20 protein-coding genes are annotated in these 19,304 nt (G+C 61.7%); 9 read left to right on the forward strand and 11 right to left on the reverse strand.

Features of this window, described 5'->3' with window-relative positions; genetic code table 11:
• The first annotated feature begins 50 nt into the window (after window positions 1–50).
• On the forward strand, window positions 51–926 hold the full coding sequence (locus AC1DWG_RS18115) for a LysR substrate-binding domain-containing protein (RefSeq protein ID WP_477764547.1): 876 nt from the start codon (window positions 51–53) through the stop codon (window positions 924–926).
• On the opposite strand, the gene AC1DWG_RS18120 is transcribed toward AC1DWG_RS18115, so the two are convergent.
• The 6 genes from AC1DWG_RS18120 to AC1DWG_RS18145 form a co-directional block, all read right to left on the reverse strand.
• Window positions 927–1,316: a c-type cytochrome gene (locus AC1DWG_RS18120; protein ID WP_477764548.1), complete on the reverse strand. Its 390-nt coding sequence runs from the start codon at window positions 1,314–1,316 to the stop codon at window positions 927–929. It abuts the gene before it with no gap.
• Window positions 1,317–1,498: 182 nt separating this feature from the next.
• Window positions 1,499–1,894: a DUF1801 domain-containing protein gene (locus tag AC1DWG_RS18125; RefSeq protein ID WP_477764549.1), complete on the reverse strand. Its 396-nt coding sequence runs from the start codon at window positions 1,892–1,894 to the stop codon at window positions 1,499–1,501.
• 62 nt (window positions 1,895–1,956) lie between these two features.
• Window positions 1,957–2,400: an arsenate reductase ArsC gene (locus tag AC1DWG_RS18130; protein ID WP_477754263.1), complete on the reverse strand. Its 444-nt coding sequence runs from the start codon at window positions 2,398–2,400 to the stop codon at window positions 1,957–1,959.
• A 24-nt stretch (window positions 2,401–2,424) separates the two neighbouring features.
• Window positions 2,425–3,354 carry a Ppx/GppA phosphatase family protein gene (locus tag AC1DWG_RS18135; protein ID WP_477764551.1) on the reverse strand — a complete coding sequence of 310 codons (930 nt, stop codon included), beginning with the start codon at window positions 3,352–3,354 and terminating at the stop codon, window positions 2,425–2,427.
• 275 nt (window positions 3,355–3,629) lie between these two features.
• Window positions 3,630–3,968, reverse strand: coding sequence for a hypothetical protein (locus tag AC1DWG_RS18140; RefSeq protein WP_477764552.1), 339 nt, complete (start codon window positions 3,966–3,968; stop codon window positions 3,630–3,632).
• Between the two features lie 67 nt (window positions 3,969–4,035).
• On the reverse strand, window positions 4,036–4,698 hold the full coding sequence (locus AC1DWG_RS18145; RefSeq protein WP_477764553.1) for an ATPase: 663 nt from the start codon (window positions 4,696–4,698) through the stop codon (window positions 4,036–4,038).
• Between the two features lie 230 nt (window positions 4,699–4,928).
• Between AC1DWG_RS18145 and AC1DWG_RS18150 the strand changes: the two genes are divergently transcribed.
• Window positions 4,929–5,246: an NIPSNAP family protein gene (locus AC1DWG_RS18150; protein WP_477764554.1), complete on the forward strand. Its 318-nt coding sequence runs from the start codon at window positions 4,929–4,931 to the stop codon at window positions 5,244–5,246.
• Between the two features lies 1 nt (window position 5,247).
• Here AC1DWG_RS18150 and AC1DWG_RS18155 read toward each other — a convergent pair whose 3' ends face one another.
• The 5 genes from AC1DWG_RS18155 to speB form a co-directional block, all read right to left on the reverse strand.
• Window positions 5,248–5,706 (reverse strand): GNAT family N-acetyltransferase, encoded by a 459-nt coding sequence (locus tag AC1DWG_RS18155; protein WP_477788122.1) that lies wholly within the window; start codon window positions 5,704–5,706, stop codon window positions 5,248–5,250.
• Between the two features lie 165 nt (window positions 5,707–5,871).
• A complete protein-coding gene (gene betA, locus AC1DWG_RS18160) occupies window positions 5,872–7,560 on the reverse strand; it encodes a choline dehydrogenase (protein WP_477764556.1) in 1,689 nt (562 codons plus the stop codon).
• Between the two features lie 2 nt (window positions 7,561–7,562).
• Complete coding sequence (locus tag AC1DWG_RS18165) at window positions 7,563–9,137, reverse strand: purine-cytosine permease family protein (RefSeq protein WP_477764557.1); 1,575 nt, start codon at window positions 9,135–9,137, stop codon at window positions 7,563–7,565.
• A 330-nt stretch (window positions 9,138–9,467) separates the two neighbouring features.
• Window positions 9,468–10,979 carry an aldehyde dehydrogenase family protein gene (locus tag AC1DWG_RS18170; protein ID WP_477764558.1) on the reverse strand — a complete coding sequence of 504 codons (1,512 nt, stop codon included), beginning with the start codon at window positions 10,977–10,979 and terminating at the stop codon, window positions 9,468–9,470.
• A gap of 53 nt (window positions 10,980–11,032) precedes the next feature.
• Window positions 11,033–12,034, reverse strand: a complete 1,002-nt coding sequence (gene speB / locus AC1DWG_RS18175) for an agmatinase (protein ID WP_095943760.1) — start codon at window positions 12,032–12,034, stop codon at window positions 11,033–11,035.
• Between the two features lie 151 nt (window positions 12,035–12,185).
• Between speB and AC1DWG_RS18180 the strand changes: the two genes are divergently transcribed.
• The 7 genes from AC1DWG_RS18180 to AC1DWG_RS18210 all read left to right on the forward strand — a co-directional run bounded on the left by AC1DWG_RS18180 (window position 12,186) and on the right by AC1DWG_RS18210 (window position 19,272).
• Window positions 12,186–13,100: a LysR family transcriptional regulator gene (locus tag AC1DWG_RS18180; protein ID WP_056723746.1), complete on the forward strand. Its 915-nt coding sequence runs from the start codon at window positions 12,186–12,188 to the stop codon at window positions 13,098–13,100.
• A 68-nt stretch (window positions 13,101–13,168) separates the two neighbouring features.
• Window positions 13,169–14,677 (forward strand): sigma-54-dependent transcriptional regulator, encoded by a 1,509-nt coding sequence (locus tag AC1DWG_RS18185; protein ID WP_056723748.1) that lies wholly within the window; start codon window positions 13,169–13,171, stop codon window positions 14,675–14,677.
• Window positions 14,678–14,963: 286 nt separating this feature from the next.
• Complete coding sequence (gcvH, locus tag AC1DWG_RS18190) at window positions 14,964–15,347, forward strand: glycine cleavage system protein GcvH (RefSeq protein WP_150725972.1); 384 nt, start codon at window positions 14,964–14,966, stop codon at window positions 15,345–15,347.
• 31 nt (window positions 15,348–15,378) lie between these two features.
• On the forward strand, window positions 15,379–16,635 hold the full coding sequence (glyA, locus tag AC1DWG_RS18195; RefSeq protein WP_477754216.1) for a serine hydroxymethyltransferase: 1,257 nt from the start codon (window positions 15,379–15,381) through the stop codon (window positions 16,633–16,635).
• A gap of 142 nt (window positions 16,636–16,777) precedes the next feature.
• The gene (gene lipA, locus AC1DWG_RS18200; protein ID WP_477764559.1) at window positions 16,778–17,767 is read left to right on the forward strand and encodes a lipoyl synthase; all 990 of its coding nucleotides are present in this window, start codon (window positions 16,778–16,780) and stop codon (window positions 17,765–17,767) included.
• Window positions 17,768–17,800: 33 nt separating this feature from the next.
• On the forward strand, window positions 17,801–18,559 hold the full coding sequence (locus AC1DWG_RS18205) for a M15 family metallopeptidase (protein WP_477764560.1): 759 nt from the start codon (window positions 17,801–17,803) through the stop codon (window positions 18,557–18,559).
• Window positions 18,556–19,272 carry a L,D-transpeptidase family protein gene (locus tag AC1DWG_RS18210; RefSeq protein WP_477754218.1) on the forward strand — a complete coding sequence of 239 codons (717 nt, stop codon included), beginning with the start codon at window positions 18,556–18,558 and terminating at the stop codon, window positions 19,270–19,272. Before AC1DWG_RS18205 ends, AC1DWG_RS18210 begins: the two co-directional genes overlap by 4 nt.
• The last annotated feature ends 32 nt before the right edge of the window (window positions 19,273–19,304 follow it).

The following is a 19,304-nucleotide window of genomic DNA, read 5'->3' on the forward strand; positions in this document are numbered from 1 at the left end:
GCAAACAAACGATGGATTTTGCAGGCAACTGATTAGAGGAACTTATCGATATGCTCAAACACTGGCCGCCCCTGAGCACCCTGCGCGGCTTCGAAGCCGCCGCCCGGCTGGGCAGTTTTCACAAGGCTGCCGATGAGTTGCACCTCACCCAATCGGCGATCAGCCAGCAGATCCGCAGCCTTGAGGCCTACCTGGAACAACCGCTGTTCCATCGCAGCGGGCGCAGCGTCAGCCTGACCGATGCCGGGCACGATCTGCTGAGCACCACCCAGGCGCTGTTGCAGCAACTGGCGGTGGGCATTCGCCGGTTGGGGCAATACCAGAAACCCAATCAACTGGTGCTCAACACCACCCCGGCGTTTGCCCGGCACTGGTTGTTGCCGCGCCTGGGGGATTTCCGTCGCCAGCATCCGCAGGTCGATCTGTGGATTTTCAGTACCGATGAAGTGCCGGACATGGCCAGCCAGACCATCGACCTGGCGGTGCGCGACGACATCGGTTCCCAGGCCGAATGCAGCTTCAAGGTGCTGCACGCCGACCGCCTCTACCCGGCGTGTCACCCGAGCCTGTTGGCCGTGCCCGTGGAACAGCGCACCACCCTGCATGGCGAGCGGGAAATGGACTGGAGCCACTGGGCGGTGGAGTCCGGCATTGATGTGGGGCAGATGGATCAGGGGCTGAATTTTTCCGATCCGGGGTTGCTGCTGGACGCGGCCTGCACCGGGCTGGGCATTGCGCTGGTGAGCCAGTTGCTGAGTCGGCAGGCGCGGGCCACCGGGCTGTTGCTGCCGATGGTGGAGCAAACCATCCGTGGCCCGAACTGGGCACTGCTCACCCACCGCGACAGCGAGAACATCCCGATGGCCCGGGCCTTCACCGAGTGGCTGGCCGACAACCTGGCGGCCGAGCCGCAGACCACGGCGTGATTACTGCGCCGGGAAGGTTTGCAGGTAGGCCAGCAAGTCTTCGATTTTTTCCGGGTCGCTGAGGCCCCAGAAAATCATGCGGGTGCCAGGGACAACTTTCTTCGGCGCTTCGAGGTAGGCGATCAGGGTTTCGCGGTCCCAGACCAGGTGGGCGGATTTCATCGCGTCGGAATACACGTAGTCCGTGGTGACGGCGGAGTGGCGACCGATCACGCCATTGAGTTGCGGACCGAAGGACGCACGGGCCGACTCGCCGATCTGATGGCAGCCGCTGCAGAGGCGCTTGAACAGTTTTTCCCCGGCTTGTGCATCGCCCGCAGCTAGGGAGGGAGTGCTGAACAGGCCAGCGGTGAGCGCCAGGGCGAGGGTCAGGGCGGCGATTTTCTTCATGTTGCGTTTCCAGTCTGCGAGTGCTCGCTATTGGAACATGTCCGCCAGCCCTGTGCATTCTGTAGGAGCGGGCTTGCTCCGGGCGGCGTTCCGACGAATGCGATGGATCAGTCACCTTCTCTGCTGGATGTGATGGTCTCTTCGCTGGCAAGCCAGCTCCTACAGGGGTTATGCGCACTGGTTTATTTTTTGGTGCGAGATGTATTGAGCGCCACGGCTGCCTGAATCAACGCTTTCAGCGCCTTTTCATCGATCTGCTCGCCCTCGTGGATATCGATGGCACGCCGGGTATTGCCTTCCAGGCTTGAGTTGAACAACTTCGACGGATCGTCCAGTGAAGCGCCCTTGGCGAAGGTCATCTTCACCACCTGCTTGTAGGTCTCGCCGGTGCAGATGATGCCGGCATGGGACCACACCGGCACGCCGCGCCACTTCCACTCTTCGATCACTTCGGGGTCGGCCTGGCGGATGATCTGGCGGACGTGGGCCAGGGTTTCGCCGCGCCAGTCGGCCAGCTCCCGGATTCGCTCGTCGATCAGCGCCGAAGCTTCGTTTGGGTCAACCTTGTCCGTTTTCATCACCGTTTCGACCCTCATCAAGATGGTTGTGACCGATGAGGGTAGACGGTGCTCCAAAGTTTTCAGGAATCGCTGACTGACGGCGCCTGGGGCACGGGGCGGGTTTTCACGGTGACAAACATTTTGATGCGGTCGCCGATTTCCTGGAGGGTATGACGGAATGGGTCGTGTCTTTCGCTGGTGGTCGGGTCTTCGAAGCTCCAGACCATCACTTCACCGGTAAACGGTATGCGCGAGACCTCTTCGGAGGACTTGTCGCACAGGGTGATGACGTAGTCGAACGCCTGACCTTCGAAATCTTCGAGGGACTTGCTGCGCAGACCGCTGGCATCGACGCCGATGTGATCGAGGGATTCGAAGGTGCGTGGATCGATCCCGGTGGCCTCAAGCCCGGCGCTGAAGGCCTGGAAATCGGCAGGATCGGTATGGCGCAGCAGGGCTTCGGCCATGGGTGAGCGGACATCGTTTCTGGCGCAGACGAACAGCACGCGACGTGGGTCGGTCATGGGGTTACCTCGGCTGGCAGGGTTTCAGTGTTTGCTCATCAATCCATGCAGCACGCCGAACCGCAAACCCGGTTCCGACGCAATCATATGCGTGATGCCAAACACCTTGAACGCTGCCAGCATCAACACCAGGCCGCCGGGCAAAATGCTCAGGCGATGGGTGGGCAACCCCGCCAGCTTGAGGTGTTTCACATGTTTGACTTCCAGCAGGCGCAACGACAGGCGCAACAGGCCACCGTAGGTGATGCCGCTCTGGTCGTCATCATTCAAGCCATTGGCCTTGAGCACCTTGGCCAGCATCCGCGCCGTCCCGGAAGAACCGATCGCCTGCTGCCAGCCCATGGCGCGGTAACGGCGGGCAATGCGCTCGAACTGCACGGTGGCCGCGCGTTCGGCCTCCAGCAGCGCTTCGGCCATGATCCGCCCGCCGTGGAAATAATGCGCACCGAAGGTGCCGCTGCCGATGGCAATGCTCTCGGTGACCAGCAATTGGTCGCCACGGCCAATGATCATTTCCGTGGAGCCACCGCCGATGTCCACCACCAGCCGTGTGCTTTGCGCCGGCAAGGTGTGGGCCACGCCGGCGTAAACCAGTTGCGCCTCTTCGTGACCGGAAATGACGTCGATGCGAAAGCCCAGGTGGCGCTCGGCACTGGCCAGGAACAGCGGCGCGTTGTCCGCTTCGCGCACGGCACTGGTGGCCACCGCCCGCACGCGCCCGGCCTCGAAGCCGCGCAACTTTTTGCCGAACCGCGCCAGCGCCTGCCAGCCACGGTCCAGCGCCAACTCATCGAGTGCCCCACCCTGCAGGCCTTCGGCCAGACGTACCGGTTCACGCAGGGTTTTCACTTCCTGGATGACCATCTGCTGGTTCCGTCTTACCGACTGGCCAATCATCAGGCGAAACGCATTGGAACCCAGGTCGATGGCGGCAAACAGCGGGGCGTCTTTCATAGGGGGTTCCTTGCACATTCATCTGCCGGCGGACTGGCGGCCGTCGGGCACTCAAGACGGATTGCGAGGATCTTGCCATTGCTTCGATGACACCCAGATGACACCGCCTGGAGATCTGACCCACACCACAAGTGGCAGGATTTGCGGCATCCGGATGAATGGCCATCAAACCGTCATCGAATCGTCATGAACCGGGCGGCATAATCAAGTCATTCAATGCGTGCTTTACTTTTCTGCTGCCAATTCTGGTGGCTTTTTTTTGCCTGAAATTCTGCTTACAGACACTCCTGCGCCGCACGCTCGAACGTCGACGGCACGAACGCCGAGGCCAGCAGCTTGCGCTCGTACAGGAACACCTTGCCGCCATTCGAGGCTTTGTAGGTTTCAAGCACATTGTCCGCCGCCACTTTGCTCGGGACGACGATCCGGTAACTGCGCTGGGTCTGCGATACCGTGGGCACCAGCGCATCGTGCTGCAACTTCGGCACCACGCAATGGGTGTACTCCTCGGGCGACTTGCTGGTCTGCAAGGTCAGCGTCGGATCGTTCGGCGTGGCACAACCGGCCAGCAGCAGCGAAGCGAAGGCCAGGGTCGGGGCAAAAAAAGTGCGCATGAATCAGGTCCTGAAAAGAAATCGACGATGGATTGGGTTGCCCGCCGTTCAACGGACGTCGGGCTTGTTAATTGGTTGCTGCGGTTAATCCGGCGGTTACCAGCGCCTTCAACGACACATCGAACTGTTTCAATGCACTTAGTTGCAGGTCGCGTTGTTGTTCGATTTGTGCGGCGATCTCGGGTGCGGCCTTGTCATGCACCCACACCGACGGCAGTTGTTTTTCCACCGCGCCTTCGGCCTTGCCGATGTACTGCAGGTTGGCGTCGTAGAACCGCGCGGCGAAACGCGCCTCAACCCGATCGTTACGCTGGGTCAGCAACTGGTTGTGGGTATCGAGCATCACCACCACGTCCGGGTGGGCCTGCACCAGGGCTTCGAGGTTGTCGTAGACCGTCACCGACACAAAGGTGTGGTGCAGCGAACTCATCAGCCAGTCGATGGCCAGGTCCGGATCGGAGCTGTTGACGAAGGCTTGGCGAATCCGCGCATCCAGTGCGTTTTTCGCACCATTCACGGCCACCGAGTGGTATTGCGCAAGGTATTGCAGGTTTTCCACGGTGTTCTCGCTGTAGAGCACCCCGACCGTCTGTCCGTATTGCAACCCGCCCTGGCTCCCGGTTATGGGCGGCAGATGGCAGGCGCGTGCGTCCTCGGCGTAGGCCGATGCGGTGGATGCAACACTGCCCAGCAACAGGGCAATCACAGCCAGTCGGGTCAAGATTTTCATCGCGCAGGTTCCTTGAGCAGCGTGTTCAATGCAGGCAATTTTCCGCCTTTGCGCAAAAAACAGAACTTGCGATTCTTGATGGTGACTATTGACTGAACCAATAGTGCGGCGACGCCAGCGCATGCCTCTGGCGCAAAGTTACCGGTCAATGTCGAACAAGCGGCTGTGCCGGGCGCCCACGGTTGATTACAGTGGCGACTGCCCTCAAAACCTGATCAAGGAACGAAACAATGGTGACCTGCTACCTGAAATACGTGCTCGATCCCTACCAGCTCGAAGCGTTCGAGCACTACGGCAAGTTGTGGATTCCCTTGGTGGAAAAGTTCGGCGGCCAGCACCACGGCTACTTTTTGCCGTCGGAGGGCGCCAACAACATCGCCCTGGCGCTGTTCACCTTCCCCAGCCTGGCGGCGTACGAACATTACCGGCAGCAGTCGATGAACGATCCGGAGTGCATCGCGGCGTTCAAGTACGCCGAAGAGAGGAAGTTCATCTTCAGCTACGAGCGTTCATTCATGCGCCCGGTATTTGGCGAACAGGATCGCTGAGTCAGACTTTTTTCAGATCCAGGCAATAGGTGTAGTAACCGGGGTCGCGCACCCAGCCCAGGGATTCATACAGGCGTTGGGCAGTGAAGTTGTCGGTGGCGGTTTCCAGGGTCATGCCTTTGCCGCCGGCCAGCTTCGCAAAATCCCGGGCGGTGTTCATCAGCAACTTACCGACCCCTTTGCCCCGGGCGGCGGGCGTGGTGAACAGATCACCAAGCAGCCAGGTGCGATAGGCGTCGATAGAGGAAAAAGTCGGGAACAGTTGGACGAAGCCGAGGTTTTCACCGCCGGGGTCCCGGGCAAGAAAAATCACCGATTCATCCCGGGCGAGTCGCTCAGCGATGAAGGCGCGCGATTGCGCAAGGTTCGACGGCTGCTTGTAGAACATCCGGTAGGCGTCAAACAAGGGGGCGATCTGGTCGATGTGCGATGCGTCGGCGCGCAGGGCCTGAATAGCCATGAGGGTGCTCCATTGCGGTCTCGAGGAATTACAGACTAGCAATGGTGTGGATTAGGAAGGGATATTTTTCCAGGCAAGATCAAAAGATCGCAGCCTGCGGCAGCTCCTACATTGGAATGTGTTTCCCTGTAGGAGCTGCCGCAGGCTGCGATCTTTGCTTTTGGATCAGACCCGCACGTTCCGACCCGGCAACGAAGTACGTTGGCTGCTCTCCCAGCCCTCGACCAGACCCACCGGCACATCCGACGCCGGCAGCATCTTCACGCCACGCACCAGATCCGAGGCGCGCTCGGCGAGCATGATGGTCGGTGCATTGAGGTTGCCGTTCGGCTCGGTCGGGAACACCGACGAATCGATCACCCGCAGACCGGCGATACCGCGCACGCGCAGCTCGGAATCGACCACCGCCATGTCGTCCTCGCCCATGCGGCACGAACCGCAGGGATGGTAGGTGCTTTCCAGGTTGTCGCGCACGAAGGCGTCGAGGTCTTCATCGCTGGTCACCTGCGCGCCCGGGGCGATTTCGCCGTCTCGGAAGCGGTCCATGGCTTTCTGGCCGATGATCTCGCGGGTCAGGCGAATGCAGCGGCGGAAGCCTTCGCGGTCCTCTTCCCGCTCAAGGTAGTTGAAGCGGATTTCCGGATGCTCGTACGGATCCGCCGAGCGCACCCGCACATAACCACGACTTTTCGGTTTGTTCGGCCCGGTGAGCACCATAAAGCCATGGCCCTTGATCGGTTTGTTGCCGTCGTAGCGCATCGCCGCCGGCAGGAAGTGAAACTGGATGTCCGGCCAGCGCAGGCCCTTCTCGGAGCGGATGAAACCACCGGCTTCGAAGTGGTTGGTGGCGCCCAGGCCGTCCTTGAACAGCAGCCAGCGCAGACCGATCATCAGCTTGCTCAGCGGGTCCATCTTGCTGTTGAGGGTCACCGGTTCCTTGCAGCCGAACTGGATGTACACCTCGGCGTGATCCTGCAGGTTCTCCCCTACTCCCGGCAGATCATGGCTTACGCCGATCCCGGCCTTGCGCAGGACGTCCGCCGGGCCGATGCCCGAGCGTTGCAGCAGGTGCGGCGAGCCGATTGGCCCGGACGAGATCAGCACTTCGCGATTGCAATACACCTGGTGGGTCTGGCCACCGTGGTCATACATGACCCCCACCGCGCGCTTGCCTTCAAGAATGATCTGGCGCGTCATCGCGTGGGTGATCACCGTCAGGTTCGGACGGCCCATGGCCGGGCGCAGATAGGCGTTGGCCGTGGAGCAGCGCACGCCGTTCTTCACGGTCATGTGCATGGCGCCGAAACCTTCCTGCATGTAGCCGTTGCAGTCTTCGGTCTTGATGTAGCCCGCCTCCGCACCGGCTTCGACCCAGGCACCGTACAGCGGGTTTTTCATGTGGTTGCCGTTGGTGGTGTGCAGCGGCCCGGTTTGCCCGCGATAGCTGTCGCCACCCGACTCATAGCTTTCGGCGCGCTTGAAGTACGGCAGGCAGTTGCGATAACCCCAGCCTTCGGCACCCAGGGATTCCCACTCGTCAAAGTCCAGCGCGTGGCCACGGATGTACACCAGGCCGTTGATCGACGACGAACCGCCCAGCACCTTGCCCCGTGGGCAGTGAATGCGTCGGCCGTTGAGGTGGGTCTCCGGCTCGGTTTCGTAGCGCCAGTTGTACTTCTTGGTGTTCATCGGGATCGAGAATGCGCTCGGCATCTGGATCACTACGCTCTTGTCACTGCCGCCGAATTCCAGGACCAGCACCGAGGTGGCCGGGTCTTCGCTCAGACGGTTGGCCAACACACAACCTGCCGAGCCTGCGCCAATGATGATGTAGTCGTATTTTTGCGTAGCCATGGTCATCTCCCGACCGTCGATTCAGTGAATACCGGCAGTGGTTGCTGTTTGTGGGTCAGCGTGTCGCCGGTGGTGTATTGCGGGGAGGTTTTCTCGATCTGCTGGATCACCGCTTCTTCGCGTTTCAGATCGATCGAGCGGCTCAGCCAGTAGTACGCCAGGCCCGACACGATCAGCCCGACCAGCCAGGCGATGTCGATGCTGCCCAGCGCCTTGGCGAGCGGGCCGACATACACCTCGCGCTGTTCAACGCCGTCGAAGATGTAGAAGAACGGGATCATCGAGATAAAACCGATGGCATAGGCGGCGATACCGCGCAGGCCCCAGCTGCCGTAGATGTTGCCGTGGGGCATGAAGAAGTGCGGGATGGCGTAGCGGCCCTTGCGCACGAAGAAGTAGTCGGTGAGGTTGACCGAGGTCCAGGGCACCAGGAAATACAGCATCACCACCAGGTAGATCCCCAGCACCGACAGGCCTTTGCCGGAACTCTGGATGCTCAGGGCCACGCCCAGCTGCAGCAGGATCACGAAGCCGATGGCCAGGATGCGCGCCTTGCGGGTGGGTTCGATGTGCTTGATCGAATCGACGCAGGTCAGCGTGGTCAGTTTGGCGCTGTAGATGTTCATCGCGATCACCGGCAGGAACGCCAGGATGGTGACGATCACCACCGCCGTGCCCACCAGCGGCGACACGGTGTTGCCGACTTGCCCCAGGGCCACCAGCACGTCTGTGGAGTGCAGGTGATCGGCCAGCCAGCCACCCACGGAAATCATCCACGCGCCAGACAGCGAAGCCCCGAGGAACACCACAGCGATCAACTTGCCGCTGGAGGTGTTTTTCGGCAGGTAGCGCGAGTAGTCCGACACATAAGGCGCATAGGCGATGTTGTAGCTGGCGGCCGCCGCAAACTGCGCGATGAAACCGGTCCAGTTGAAACCCAGCGGCTCCCGGGCCACTTCGCCCTCCGCTAGCGCCGGCAGCACTGCATCCGGCACCCAGCCCATCACCACCGCCACGGTCACCAGGCCATACAGCGGCAACGACAGGTACAGCGCCCATTTGAAGCTGCGGTGCATCCAGTCATGGCCGAGAATCGCCAGCACCGCCGCCGGTATGGTCACCGCCACCGCGATCACCGCCGGGTTGAACCCGAATAGCGTATGCAGCCCCTGCATCATCAGCACCAGGTTGACGATGTTGAAGCCGGCGAACACGAACAGCGTTGCGAGCAGTACCAAAATCACCCCGCGATAGCCGAACTGCGCGCGGGACTGGATCATCTGCGGCAGGCCAAGGTGCGGGCCCTGGGAGCCGTGAAACGCCATGAACAGTGTGCCGAACATGATGCCCAGCGTACCGGCGAGCGTAGTCCACAGCGCGGTCAGGCCGACGCTTGGGCCAACGAAGCCGATGGTCATGGTGAAGAAGGTGAAATTGCCGAGGAACCAGAACGGGCCCTGACTGGCCAGCTTGTCAGTGCGCTCGTTCTCGGGGATGAAGTCAATCGAATGCCCCTCGACGACGGATTTTTCGTCGAGGCTGGACACGCTCGTGGCGGACTTGGCGTTAGTGTTCATGATGGACTCTTATTGTTGGAAGATCATGACGAGATAACCGCGTTCTTTCGGGTGAACGACTCCCCTGTGGGAGCGAGCCTGCTCGCGAAAAAACGTTAACGATGACGAGGGCTGCCTGGGTGAGCGCGGCGCTCTGACGTCTTTCGCGAGCGAGCTCGCTCCTACAAGGGCTGAGCTCACGCGTGCCTACCTGGCGTTGTTGCTGGAACCGTACAGGACTGTAGGAGCGAGCCTGCTCGCGATGGTCTCAAGAGCGCCGCGTTTAACCGGCAAGCACGCGTTTTCGTTAACGACCTTCGCGAGCAAGCTCGCTCCTACAAAGGGGTGGCGTCAGCTTGGCAGCGTGATCCACACCGCCTTGGTTTCGAGCAGGTAATCGAGCTGCTCGGCGCCCAGATCCTTGCCGAAACCGGACTGTTTGTAGCCACCGAACGGCATCGACGGATCGAGGGTGCCGTGGGCGTTGACGTAGACCGAGCCTGCTTTCAAGCGTGGAATCAGGCTGTGCACCTTGCCCAGGTCGTTGGAATACAGTGCCGCCGCCAGGCCGTAGGGCGAGTCATTGGCCAGGGCCAGTGCGTCTTCTTCATCGTCGAACGGTGCGGTGACCAGCACCGGGCCGAAGATTTCTTCCTGGACGATGCGCATGTCATTGCGGCAGTTGGCGAAGATGGTCGGCTCGACGAAGAAGCCAGGGCCATCGACCGGTTGGCCGCCGTAGACCAGTTCGGCGCCTTCAGCCTTGCCGGTTTCGATGTACTCGGTCACGCGCTGCTTTTGCAGGGCAGAAACCAGCGGGCCGATGAAGCAATCAGGATCCAGGCCCGGGGCCATTTTCAAGGTGCGCGTGTAGGCGATCAGCTCACGCAGGAATTCGTCGTAGACACTGCTATGAATATAGGCCCGTGTACCGGCGTCGCATACCTGCCCGGAGTTGAAAAACACGCCATTGGCGACCGCTTGGGCGGCGGCCGGGATGTCGGCGTCGGCGCAGACGATGACCGGTGATTTACCACCGAGTTCGAGGGTCAGGCGCTTCATGTCATCCAGCGCTGCGCGGCCGACAGTCTGGCCGACCGGGGTAGAACCGGTGAAGGTCAGTTTGTCGATACCAGGGTGGGTGGCCATGGCCGCACCGACCACGCTGCCGCGCCCGGTGACGATGTTGATCACGCCGTCGGGAATGCCCGCTTCCTGCACCAGTTCAGCGAAACGCAGGGCCGACAACGAAGTCAGTTCGGCAGGCTTGACCACCACGGTGCAACCGGTCGCCAGCGCCGCGCCGAGCTTCCAGGCCATGGTTTGCAGCGGGAAGTTCCACGGCACGATGGCGCCGACTACGCCCACCGCTTCCTTGCGGGTATAGGCCAGGTAATTGCCCGGCAGCGAAGGCTCGACGGTACGGCCGTGCAGCTTGGTGGCCCAGCCGGCGAAGTAACGCAGGGTATCGACGGTGCCCTGGATGTCCACGTCCTTGGCGAAGGCCACGGACTTGCCCATGTCGATGGATTCGATTTCAGCCAGCTCGGCGGCGTTCTGTTCGATCAGGTCAGCCAGGCGCTGCATCATGCGCTCGCGCTCGGCCGGTTTGGCCTGGCGCCAGGCGCCGCCGTCGAACTGCGCGCGTGCGGCTTGCACGGCGCGGTCCAGATCATCGGTGGTGCCCATGGGAATACGGGTGATCAGGCCTTCGGTCGACGGTTCGATCACATCGGAAGTCTGGCCGTCGCTGGCTTCGACCCAGGCGCCGCCGATGAACATTTTCTGGACCTTGCTGAGGAAGGTCTGGGTGGCTTCGCTGACGCCGAATTTTTGCAGGTAACTTTTGACGATCGTGTCCATTTTTGTTCTCTCTGCCCGGCAGTCAGAGCCTGCCGGGTCACTGGTTTCGATGATCAGGCTGATGCGGCTTCGCTCTCGGCGGCTGCCCGCACCTTGCCACGCTCGTGGAAGATGAAACCGATGCTGTTGAGCAGCAGTTGCGCGGCCAGGATCGAGGTCATGCCGGTCGGGTCGTAGACCGGTGCCACTTCCACCAGGTCCATGCCGACGATGTTGCCTTTGCTGCGCTTGGCCAGGGCCTGGATGATTTCCAGCACTTCGTAGTAGAGGAAGCCGCCGTGGCTCGGGGTGCCGGTGCCAGGGGCGATGGACGGGTCGAAACCGTCGATGTCGATGGTGATGTAGTAGTTGATGTTCTGCGGGATCAGCGCCAGCACACCCTCGACACCGAGGCGGCGCACATCGCGCACCGAGAGGATTTTCGAGCCGGCTTCGTGGGCCGCTTCGTAGTCGTCGCGGTTGGACGACGACACGTTGCGGATGCCCATCTGGGTCATGCCGACAATGTGGTTCATTTCCGAAGCGCGGCGCAGCGGGTTGCCGTGGCCGTAGCGCACACCGTGGCGTTCGTCGACGAAGTCCAGGTGCGCATCGAAGTGAATGATGTGGATCGGGCCGCGGCCTTCGAAGGCCTTGATCACTGGCGCGTGCACCGAGTGATCGCCGCCGAGCACCACCGGCATCACGCCGGCATCGAGGATCTTGCGCACGGCGTATTCGGTGTTCTTGTTGCTGGTGACCATGTCGGTGTGGACGATGTCGGCATCACCGACGTCGACCATGCGCACGTCCGATGCGGTGAGGTACATCACGTCATCTTCGTGGTCGTAGGCGCCGGCGTGGCCGAAGGAAAACAGCGTCGATGCTTCGCGAATCCCGCGTGGTCCGAAGCGTGCGCCGGAGCGCCACTGGGTGCCCATGTCGTTGGGCACGCCGAGCACCGCGACGTCGGCATCCAGTGCATCCCAATCGGTGCACACCGGGGATTTGCCAAAGGTGCAATGACCTACGAATGGCAGGTTCAGGCGACCGGATTCATAACCGTTGTTCGACATTTCTAGCCTCTCCACTTCTTGTTATCGGCCTGGCGGACTGCAAGGCGACCGCCGTTGGAAAGACTATGGGCGCAGGTTTTCGTGGAAAAAATGCTAAACATCAGATACTCATATCGGCATTCCCGATGCATCCACAGGCCGGAGGTCCAAGATGATCCAGCTGCACGATGTCGACCTGAAACTGCTCAGGGTGTTTGCCACGATTGTGCGCTGCGGGGGGTTCTCGGCCGCGCAGGCGGCGCTCAATGCCGGTCAGTCGACCATCAGCGAACAGATGACCCACCTGGAAACCCGCCTCGGGGTCAAACTCTGCCAGCGCGGGCGCAGTGGCTTCCGCCTGACCGAACAAGGGGTGGCGATTCATGAAGCCACCCAGCGCCTGCTGTCGGCGGTGGAAAACTTCTGCATGGACGCCGACGTGCTCAAGCAGCACATCAGCGGCAAGCTCAACCTGGGGATCATCGACACCACGATCACCGACCCGGACTCGCCGATCCCGCGTACCACCCAGCGCTTCGTCTCCCGCGGGCATGACGTGCACCTGAACGTGTACGTCGGCACCCCGGCGGAACTCGAAGAACGGGTGCTCGACGGTCGCCTTCATCTCGCCATCGGGCACTTCCCGATCCATGTGCCGGGGTTGCTGCAATCGCCGCTGTACCAGGAAGCCCTGGGCTTGTATTGCGGGCGGCGTCACCCCTTGTACGGCAGCCACGCCGAAGGTGAGGAACTGCTCGAAGAAGTCGCTGCCGGGCGGATCGTCGTGCGCGGCTACATGCAGCAATACGACCTCGAACACCTCGGCGTGAGCAAGGCGGCCGCCACCGTGGACAACATCGAAGCCACGGCGATCCTGATCATTTCCGGTGCCTACCTGGGCTTTCTGCCTGAGCACTTCGCCGCCCAGTGGGTCAAGAGCGGTGAGATGCACCAGTTGGCCCCCGGGAGTCTGCGTTTGAAATCGCCGTTCGACGTGATCACCCGACGCGGCACGGCACCGCCACCGATCCTCCAGGCGTTCCTTGAAGACCTGGCCGCCAGCGCCCGTAAAACCGGACAGCCGTGATGTGACACTCGCCAAATTCAAATTTTGCCGGGCATACTGATTCGGTTCGCCAACCTTGCAGGCCCGTCATGCGCATCCACGTCACCTTCATCGACCGCGTCGGCATCACCCAGGAAGTGCTGGCCCTGCTCGGTGGTCGCAGTTTCAACCTGGACGCCGTGGAGATGGTGCCGCCGAACGTCTACATCGATGCGCCGACCCTGGGCGCCGAGGTGCTCGAAGAATTGCGCGAAGCCCTTTTTGATGTGCGCGGCGTGCAGGCAGTGACCATGGTCGACATCCTTCCCGGCCAGCGTCGGCGCCTGCAACTGGACGCGTTGCTGGCAGCCAGTTCCGACCCCGTGCTGGCGGTGGATGACCGAGGTCACGTGTTGCTGGCCAACCCGGCGCTGATCGCTCTGTGCGGACGCGAACCGGCCGGTGAATCGCTGACCGCGCTGTTCGACGATGCCGATTTGCAGCGCACCTTGATCGCTCAGCATTTCCGCCTGCCGATGCACGAAGTCAGCCTCGGTGGCCAGACGCTGCTCCTCGACGCGATGCCGATCACCGACGCCGGCGCCCTGCTCACCCTGTATCAACCCAATCGCATTGGCGAACGCCTGTCGGCGCTGCACCATGACCATGCCGAAGGCTTCGATGCGCTGCTCGGCGAATCGCCGCCGATCCGTGCGCTCAAGGCCCGCGCCCAACGGGTGGCGGCCCTCGACGCGCCGTTGCTGATCCAGGGTGAAACCGGCACCGGCAAGGAACTGGTGGCCCGCGCCTGCCATGCCATCAGCCCACGGCACGATGCGCCGTTTCTGGCCCTCAACTGTGCGGCGCTGCCGGAGAGCCTGGCCGAGAGCGAGTTGTTCGGCTACGCCCCCGGCGCCTTCACCGGCGCGCAACGGGGCGGCAAGCTCGGCCTGCTGGAACTGGCCGATCAGGGCACGGTGTTCCTCGATGAAGTAGGGGAAATGTCGCCGTACCTGCAAGCCAAATTGCTGCGCTTTTTGAGCGATGGCTGCTTCCGCCGGGTCGGTGGCGACAAGGAAGTCCGGGTCAATGTGCGGGTGCTCAGCGCCACCCACCGCGACCTGGAGAAAATGGTCGCCGAAGGGCGTTTTCGCGAAGACCTGTTCTACCGCCTCAACGTGCTCAACCTGCAGGTGCCGCCGCTGCGCGAGCGCGGGCACGACATCCTGCTGATGGCCAATCACTTCATGCAACAGGCCTGCGCGCAGATCCAGCGACCGGCGTGTCGTTTGGCACCAAGTACCTTCAGCGCCCTGCTCGGCAACCGCTGGCCGGGCAACGTGCGGCAACTGCAAAACGTGATCTTTCGCGCGGCGGCGATTTGCGAAAATCCGCTGGTGGACATCGATGACCTCGACATCGCCCGCACCGCCGTCGAGCGGCAAAACGACGGCGAAGTCGGCAGCCTGGAAGAGGCTGTGGGCGACTTTGAAAAGAACCTGCTGGAACAGCTGTATCGCAGCTACCCGTCCAGTCGGTTGTTGGCGGCGCGGTTGCAGACGTCCCATAGCGCGATTGCGATTCGCTTGCGCAAGTACGGGATTCCCGCCAAGCCCTGAAGCCATTACACGGCTCTTTGTAGGAGCTGCGCGACGTCAGCGTCTTCAAATCGATACAGCGTAGCGAAATCAAGACAAAACCTTTCCCACACGCAATTACGGCGTCTGCACCCACAGCCCTGCTTGCCTGTATTGATTTCAATACGGATGAAATCTCTCGCACTTAATAAAATAACTCCAAGCCATTGATTTAAAACAAATAAAAAACATTGGCACCGCCCTTGCTATCACTCCTCCAACCCCGCTCGTCGCCCCGCCACGAGCCTTAAAACAATAAGGAGTTGATATGAGCCAATTGCGTTTTACCGTCGATCACGAATGGTTGCGCCTTGAGAGCAATGGCCTGGTCACCGTCGGTATCACCGCATTTGCCCAGCAGGCGCTGGGGGATGTGGTGTTCGTTCAGGTGCCTGAACTGGGCGCCTTCGATGCAGGTGCTGAAGTGTCGGTGCTGGAATCGGTGAAAGCCGCCAGCAGTATCGGCATGCCGCTGGACGGTGAAGTGGTCGAGATTAACGCGACGCTGGAGAGCACCCCTGAACTGGTCAACGAAGACCCATTGGGCGAAGGCTGGTTCTTTCGCTTCAAACCGGTCGATGCCCTGGCGTTGAGCGATTTACTCGATCAAGACGCCTATGAACGCCTGACTGCAGAACACGCCGACGCTTGAAGCCCCCCCGAATCCGCAAAAGGACCACACCATGTTCAGCAAGCACGACCAGATCAAAGGCTACGACGACGAACTGCTGGCGGCGATGAACGCCGAGGATGCGCGGCAGGAACACCATATCGAACTGATCGCCTCGGAAAACTACACCAGCCAACGGGTGATGCAAGCCCAGGGCAGCGGCCTGACCAACAAGTACGCCGAAGGGTATCCGGGCAAGCGTTACTACGGCGGCTGCGAGCACGTCGATGTGGTCGAGCAACTGGCCATCGACCGCGCCAAACAACTGTTCGGCGCCGATTATGCCAACGTCCAGCCGCACTCCGGCAGCCAGGCCAACGCCGCGGTTTACCTGGCCCTGCTGCAAGCCGGCGACACCGTGCTGGGCATGAGCCTGGCCCACGGCGGTCACCTGACCCACGGTGCCAAGGTGAGTTTTTCCGGCAAGCTGTACAACGCCGTGCAGTACGGCATCGACACCAGCACCGGCCTGATCGACTACGACGAAGTCGAGCGCCTGGCGGTCGAGCACCAGCCGAAGATGATCATCGCCGGGTTCTCGGCCTATTCGAAGACTCTGGACTTCCCGCGTTTCCGCCAGATCGCCGACAAGGTCGGCGCCTGGTTCTTCGTCGACATGGCCCACGTCGCCGGTCTGGTGGCCACGGGTCTGTACCCGAACCCGCTGCCCTTCGCCGATGTGGTCACCACCACCACGCACAAGACCCTGCGCGGCCCGCGTGGCGGTCTGATTCTGGCCAAGGCCAATCCCGAATTGGAGAAAAAGCTCAACGCCGCGGTGTTCCCCGGCGGTCAGGGTGGCCCACTGATGCACGTGATCGCCGCCAAGGCCGTGTGCTTCAAGGAAGCGCTGGAGCCGGCATTCAAGACCTATCAGGCGCAAGTGATCCGTAACGCCCAGGCCATGGCGCAGGTGTTTATCGAGCGCGGTTACGACGTGGTGTCCGGCGGCACGGATAACCACCTGTTCCTGGTCAGCCTGATCCGCCAGGGCCTGACCGGCAAGGACGCCGACGCCGCCCTCGGCCGTGCCGGCATCACCGTGAACAAGAACGCCGTGCCCAACGATCCGCAATCGCCATTCGTGACGTCCGGTCTGCGCATCGGTACGCCAGCGATCACCAGCCGTGGCTTCAAGGAAGCGCAGAGCATTGCGTTGGCCGGCTGGATCTGCGACATCCTCGATCACCTGGGCGATGCCGATATTGAAGCCAATGTCGCACGGCAAGCGGCCGCCCTGTGCGCGGACTTCCCGGTCTACCGCGACTAAGCACACCACACACACCCCTGTAGGAGCGAGCTTGCTCGCGATGGTCGCCAACGATTACGCGCGCATTCAGGATTAACGCGGTGCCTTTGGGTGCTTCGCGAGCAAGCTCGCTCCTACAGGTTCTGTGCACAAGGAAATAACGATGAATGCCATTGTCGAATCGGCCGGCAACAGCCCGGCCAAAGTGGAGGTCGGCACCAAACTGCGCGGCGCGGAAAAGGTCGCGCGGATTCCGGTGAAGATCATTCCCACGGATGAATTCCCGCGCAAACCCGACTGGATTCGCGTGCGCATGCCGATCTCCCCCGAGGTTGAACGGATCAAGCAACTGTTGCGCAAGCACAAGCTGCACAGCGTCTGCGAAGAAGCCTCGTGCCCCAACCTCGGTGAATGTTTCTCCGGTGGCACCGCGACCTTCATGATCATGGGCGATATCTGCACCCGCCGTTGCCCGTTCTGCGATGTCGGTCATGGCCGCCCCAAACCTCTGGACACCAACGAGCCAATGAACCTGGCCGTGGCCATCGCCGAACTGCGCCTGAAATACGTGGTGATCACCTCAGTGGATCGCGACGATTTGCGCGACGGTGGCGCCCGGCACTTTGTCGATTGCCTGCGGGAAATCCGCAAGCTGTCGCCCGGCGTGCAACTGGAAACCCTGGTGCCGGACTATCGCGGACGCATGGACGTGGCCCTGGCGATCACCGCCCATGAGCCGCCGGATGTGTTCAACCACAACCTGGAAACCGTACCGCGCCTGTACAAGGCCGCGCGGCCGGGTTCGGACTTCGAGTGGTCGCTGGACCTGCTGCAAAAATTCAAGCACGCGGTACCCCATGTGCCGACCAAGTCCGGCCTGATGCTGGGCCTGGGCGAAACCGACGAGGAAGTCATCGAGGTCATGCAACGCATGCGCGAGCACGACATCGACATGCTGACCCTCGGCCAGTACCTGCAACCGTCCCGCAGTCACTTGCCGGTACAGCGCTTCGTGCATCCCGACACCTTTGCCTGGTTCGCCGAGGAAGGCACGCGCATGGGCTTCAAGAACGTGGCGTCCGGGCCGCTGGTGCGTTCGTCCTATCACGCCGATCAACAACTTCATGGAGGTACGGACGGTTTCAAGCCATGATGGAATGACTGGTCATGCATGGAGCCGTTCCCGATGTCGCGTTCACCCTGTCTGTTGCTGCTGTGCCTGAGCCTCGCCACGCCATGCATGGCCGACGAGGCGAAACCCGGGCACATGGTGTATGTGCGCAGCGTCGCCCCGGGCATCGAGCAGGACATCCGCTACACCAGCGCGCACAATTTCACCGGGCACCCGCTCGACGGTTATCAGGCGGCGGAGTGTCTGTTGTCGGAGGACGCTGCAAAGGCATTAGCCCGAGTGCAAAGCTCACTGAAAGCCGAAGGCTACGGCTTGAAGGTATTCGACTGCTATCGACCCAAGCGCGCGGTGGCGGACATGGGCCGCTTCGCCACCGAACCTGGCGACCCGCTGAAGACCGAGTTCTATCCACGGGTCGACAAGCAGGACTTCTGGCGCCTGGGTTATGTGGCCCGGGTGTCCAACCACTCCCGAGGCAACACCGTCGACCTGACGCTGACCGGCCCCGACGCCCTGCTCGCCGACACCTGGACGCCTTCGGTCACGCCAGTGGATTGCACCGCCCCTTACGGCCAGCGCTGGCACGACGGCGCGCTCGACATGGGCACCGGTTTCGATTGCTTCGATGAGCGGGCCCACACCGACTCGGCGCTGATCAACGCCACGGCCAAAGCCAATCGCCAGCGCCTGACCAGTGCCATGACCAAGGAAGGCTTTGTGGGTTATTCGGCCGAGTGGTGGCACTTCACGTACAGCGGGAATCCGCAGAAGCCGGACGTCATGGACTTCCCCATCACGCCGCTTGCACCATGAACATTCTGCTCAAGACCCTGTTGGTGACGTTTTTTCCGCTGGCCGCAATGGCCCAGGGACTCGACGGCAGCGACCAACTGATCGTGGTCACCAGCAAAAACTGGGATGACGTTCAGGCCACTGCCCAGCGCTATGAACGGCGCGGCAAGACCTTTGAAAAGTTCGAAGCGCCGTTTGCAGTGGTGCTCGGCAAAAACGGCATGGGCTGGGGCAAAGGCCAACTCGACACCGGGCAACCTGAAGGCCCGGTCAAACAGGAAGGCGACGGCAAGGCACCGGCTGGAATGTTCAAGCTGGGTACGGCATTTGGCTACGAGCCTTCCGCCGACACCCGCCTGCCCTATCTGTCGCTGACACCGACCATCGAATGCGTGGATGACAGCCAATCGGCTCGCTACAACCAACTGGTCGATGGCTCGGTGGTTGCCAAGGACTGGAGCAGTTCCGAACGCATGCGCCGCAGCGATGACTTGTACCACCAGGGCATTTTCATCCAGCACAACACCCCGGCCACTCCCACCGCCGGCTCGTGCATTTTCTTCCACATCTGGCGCGGCCCCACGGCGCCGACCCGTGGCTGTACGGCCATGGACCCGGCGAACATCGCACGGTTGTTCGATTGGCTCAACCCAAGTAAATCCCCGGTGCTGGTGCAACTGCCTGAAGCGCAGTACGAACGGTTGCGTGAGCGCTGGAAACTACCAAAGCGCTAGTCAACGCTGGCCCCCTCGCCACAAAAGCTGGT

Source organism: Pseudomonas sp. P4_B3 (assembly GCF_056402295.1).

What these genes read in the sequence shown, in the direction of transcription:
- AC1DWG_RS18115 (WP_477764547.1), top strand. Translation starts at nt 51, where the DNA reads ATGCTCAAACACTGGCCGCCCCTGAGCACCCTGCGCGGCTTCGAAGCC.
- AC1DWG_RS18120 (WP_477764548.1), bottom strand. Translation starts at nt 1,316, where the DNA reads ATGAAGAAAATCGCCGCCCTGACCCTCGCCCTGGCGCTCACCGCTGGC.
- AC1DWG_RS18125 (WP_477764549.1), bottom strand. Translation starts at nt 1,894, where the DNA reads ATGAAAACGGACAAGGTTGACCCAAACGAAGCTTCGGCGCTGATCGAC.
- AC1DWG_RS18130 (WP_477754263.1), bottom strand. Translation starts at nt 2,400, where the DNA reads ATGACCGACCCACGTCGCGTGCTGTTCGTCTGCGCCAGAAACGATGTC.
- AC1DWG_RS18135 (WP_477764551.1), bottom strand. Translation starts at nt 3,354, where the DNA reads ATGAAAGACGCCCCGCTGTTTGCCGCCATCGACCTGGGTTCCAATGCG.
- AC1DWG_RS18140 (WP_477764552.1), bottom strand. Translation starts at nt 3,968, where the DNA reads ATGCGCACTTTTTTTGCCCCGACCCTGGCCTTCGCTTCGCTGCTGCTG.
- AC1DWG_RS18145 (WP_477764553.1), bottom strand. Translation starts at nt 4,698, where the DNA reads ATGAAAATCTTGACCCGACTGGCTGTGATTGCCCTGTTGCTGGGCAGT.
- AC1DWG_RS18150 (WP_477764554.1), top strand. Translation starts at nt 4,929, where the DNA reads ATGGTGACCTGCTACCTGAAATACGTGCTCGATCCCTACCAGCTCGAA.
- AC1DWG_RS18155 (WP_477788122.1), bottom strand. Translation starts at nt 5,706, where the DNA reads ATGGCTATTCAGGCCCTGCGCGCCGACGCATCGCACATCGACCAGATC.
- betA (WP_477764556.1), bottom strand. Translation starts at nt 7,560, where the DNA reads ATGGCTACGCAAAAATACGACTACATCATCATTGGCGCAGGCTCGGCA.
- AC1DWG_RS18165 (WP_477764557.1), bottom strand. Translation starts at nt 9,137, where the DNA reads ATGAACACTAACGCCAAGTCCGCCACGAGCGTGTCCAGCCTCGACGAA.
- AC1DWG_RS18170 (WP_477764558.1), bottom strand. Translation starts at nt 10,979, where the DNA reads ATGGACACGATCGTCAAAAGTTACCTGCAAAAATTCGGCGTCAGCGAA.
- speB (WP_095943760.1), bottom strand. Translation starts at nt 12,034, where the DNA reads ATGTCGAACAACGGTTATGAATCCGGTCGCCTGAACCTGCCATTCGTA.
- AC1DWG_RS18180 (WP_056723746.1), top strand. Translation starts at nt 12,186, where the DNA reads ATGATCCAGCTGCACGATGTCGACCTGAAACTGCTCAGGGTGTTTGCC.
- AC1DWG_RS18185 (WP_056723748.1), top strand. Translation starts at nt 13,169, where the DNA reads ATGCGCATCCACGTCACCTTCATCGACCGCGTCGGCATCACCCAGGAA.
- gcvH (WP_150725972.1), top strand. Translation starts at nt 14,964, where the DNA reads ATGAGCCAATTGCGTTTTACCGTCGATCACGAATGGTTGCGCCTTGAG.
- glyA (WP_477754216.1), top strand. Translation starts at nt 15,379, where the DNA reads ATGTTCAGCAAGCACGACCAGATCAAAGGCTACGACGACGAACTGCTG.
- lipA (WP_477764559.1), top strand. Translation starts at nt 16,778, where the DNA reads ATGAATGCCATTGTCGAATCGGCCGGCAACAGCCCGGCCAAAGTGGAG.
- AC1DWG_RS18205 (WP_477764560.1), top strand. Translation starts at nt 17,801, where the DNA reads ATGTCGCGTTCACCCTGTCTGTTGCTGCTGTGCCTGAGCCTCGCCACG.
- AC1DWG_RS18210 (WP_477754218.1), top strand. Translation starts at nt 18,556, where the DNA reads ATGAACATTCTGCTCAAGACCCTGTTGGTGACGTTTTTTCCGCTGGCC.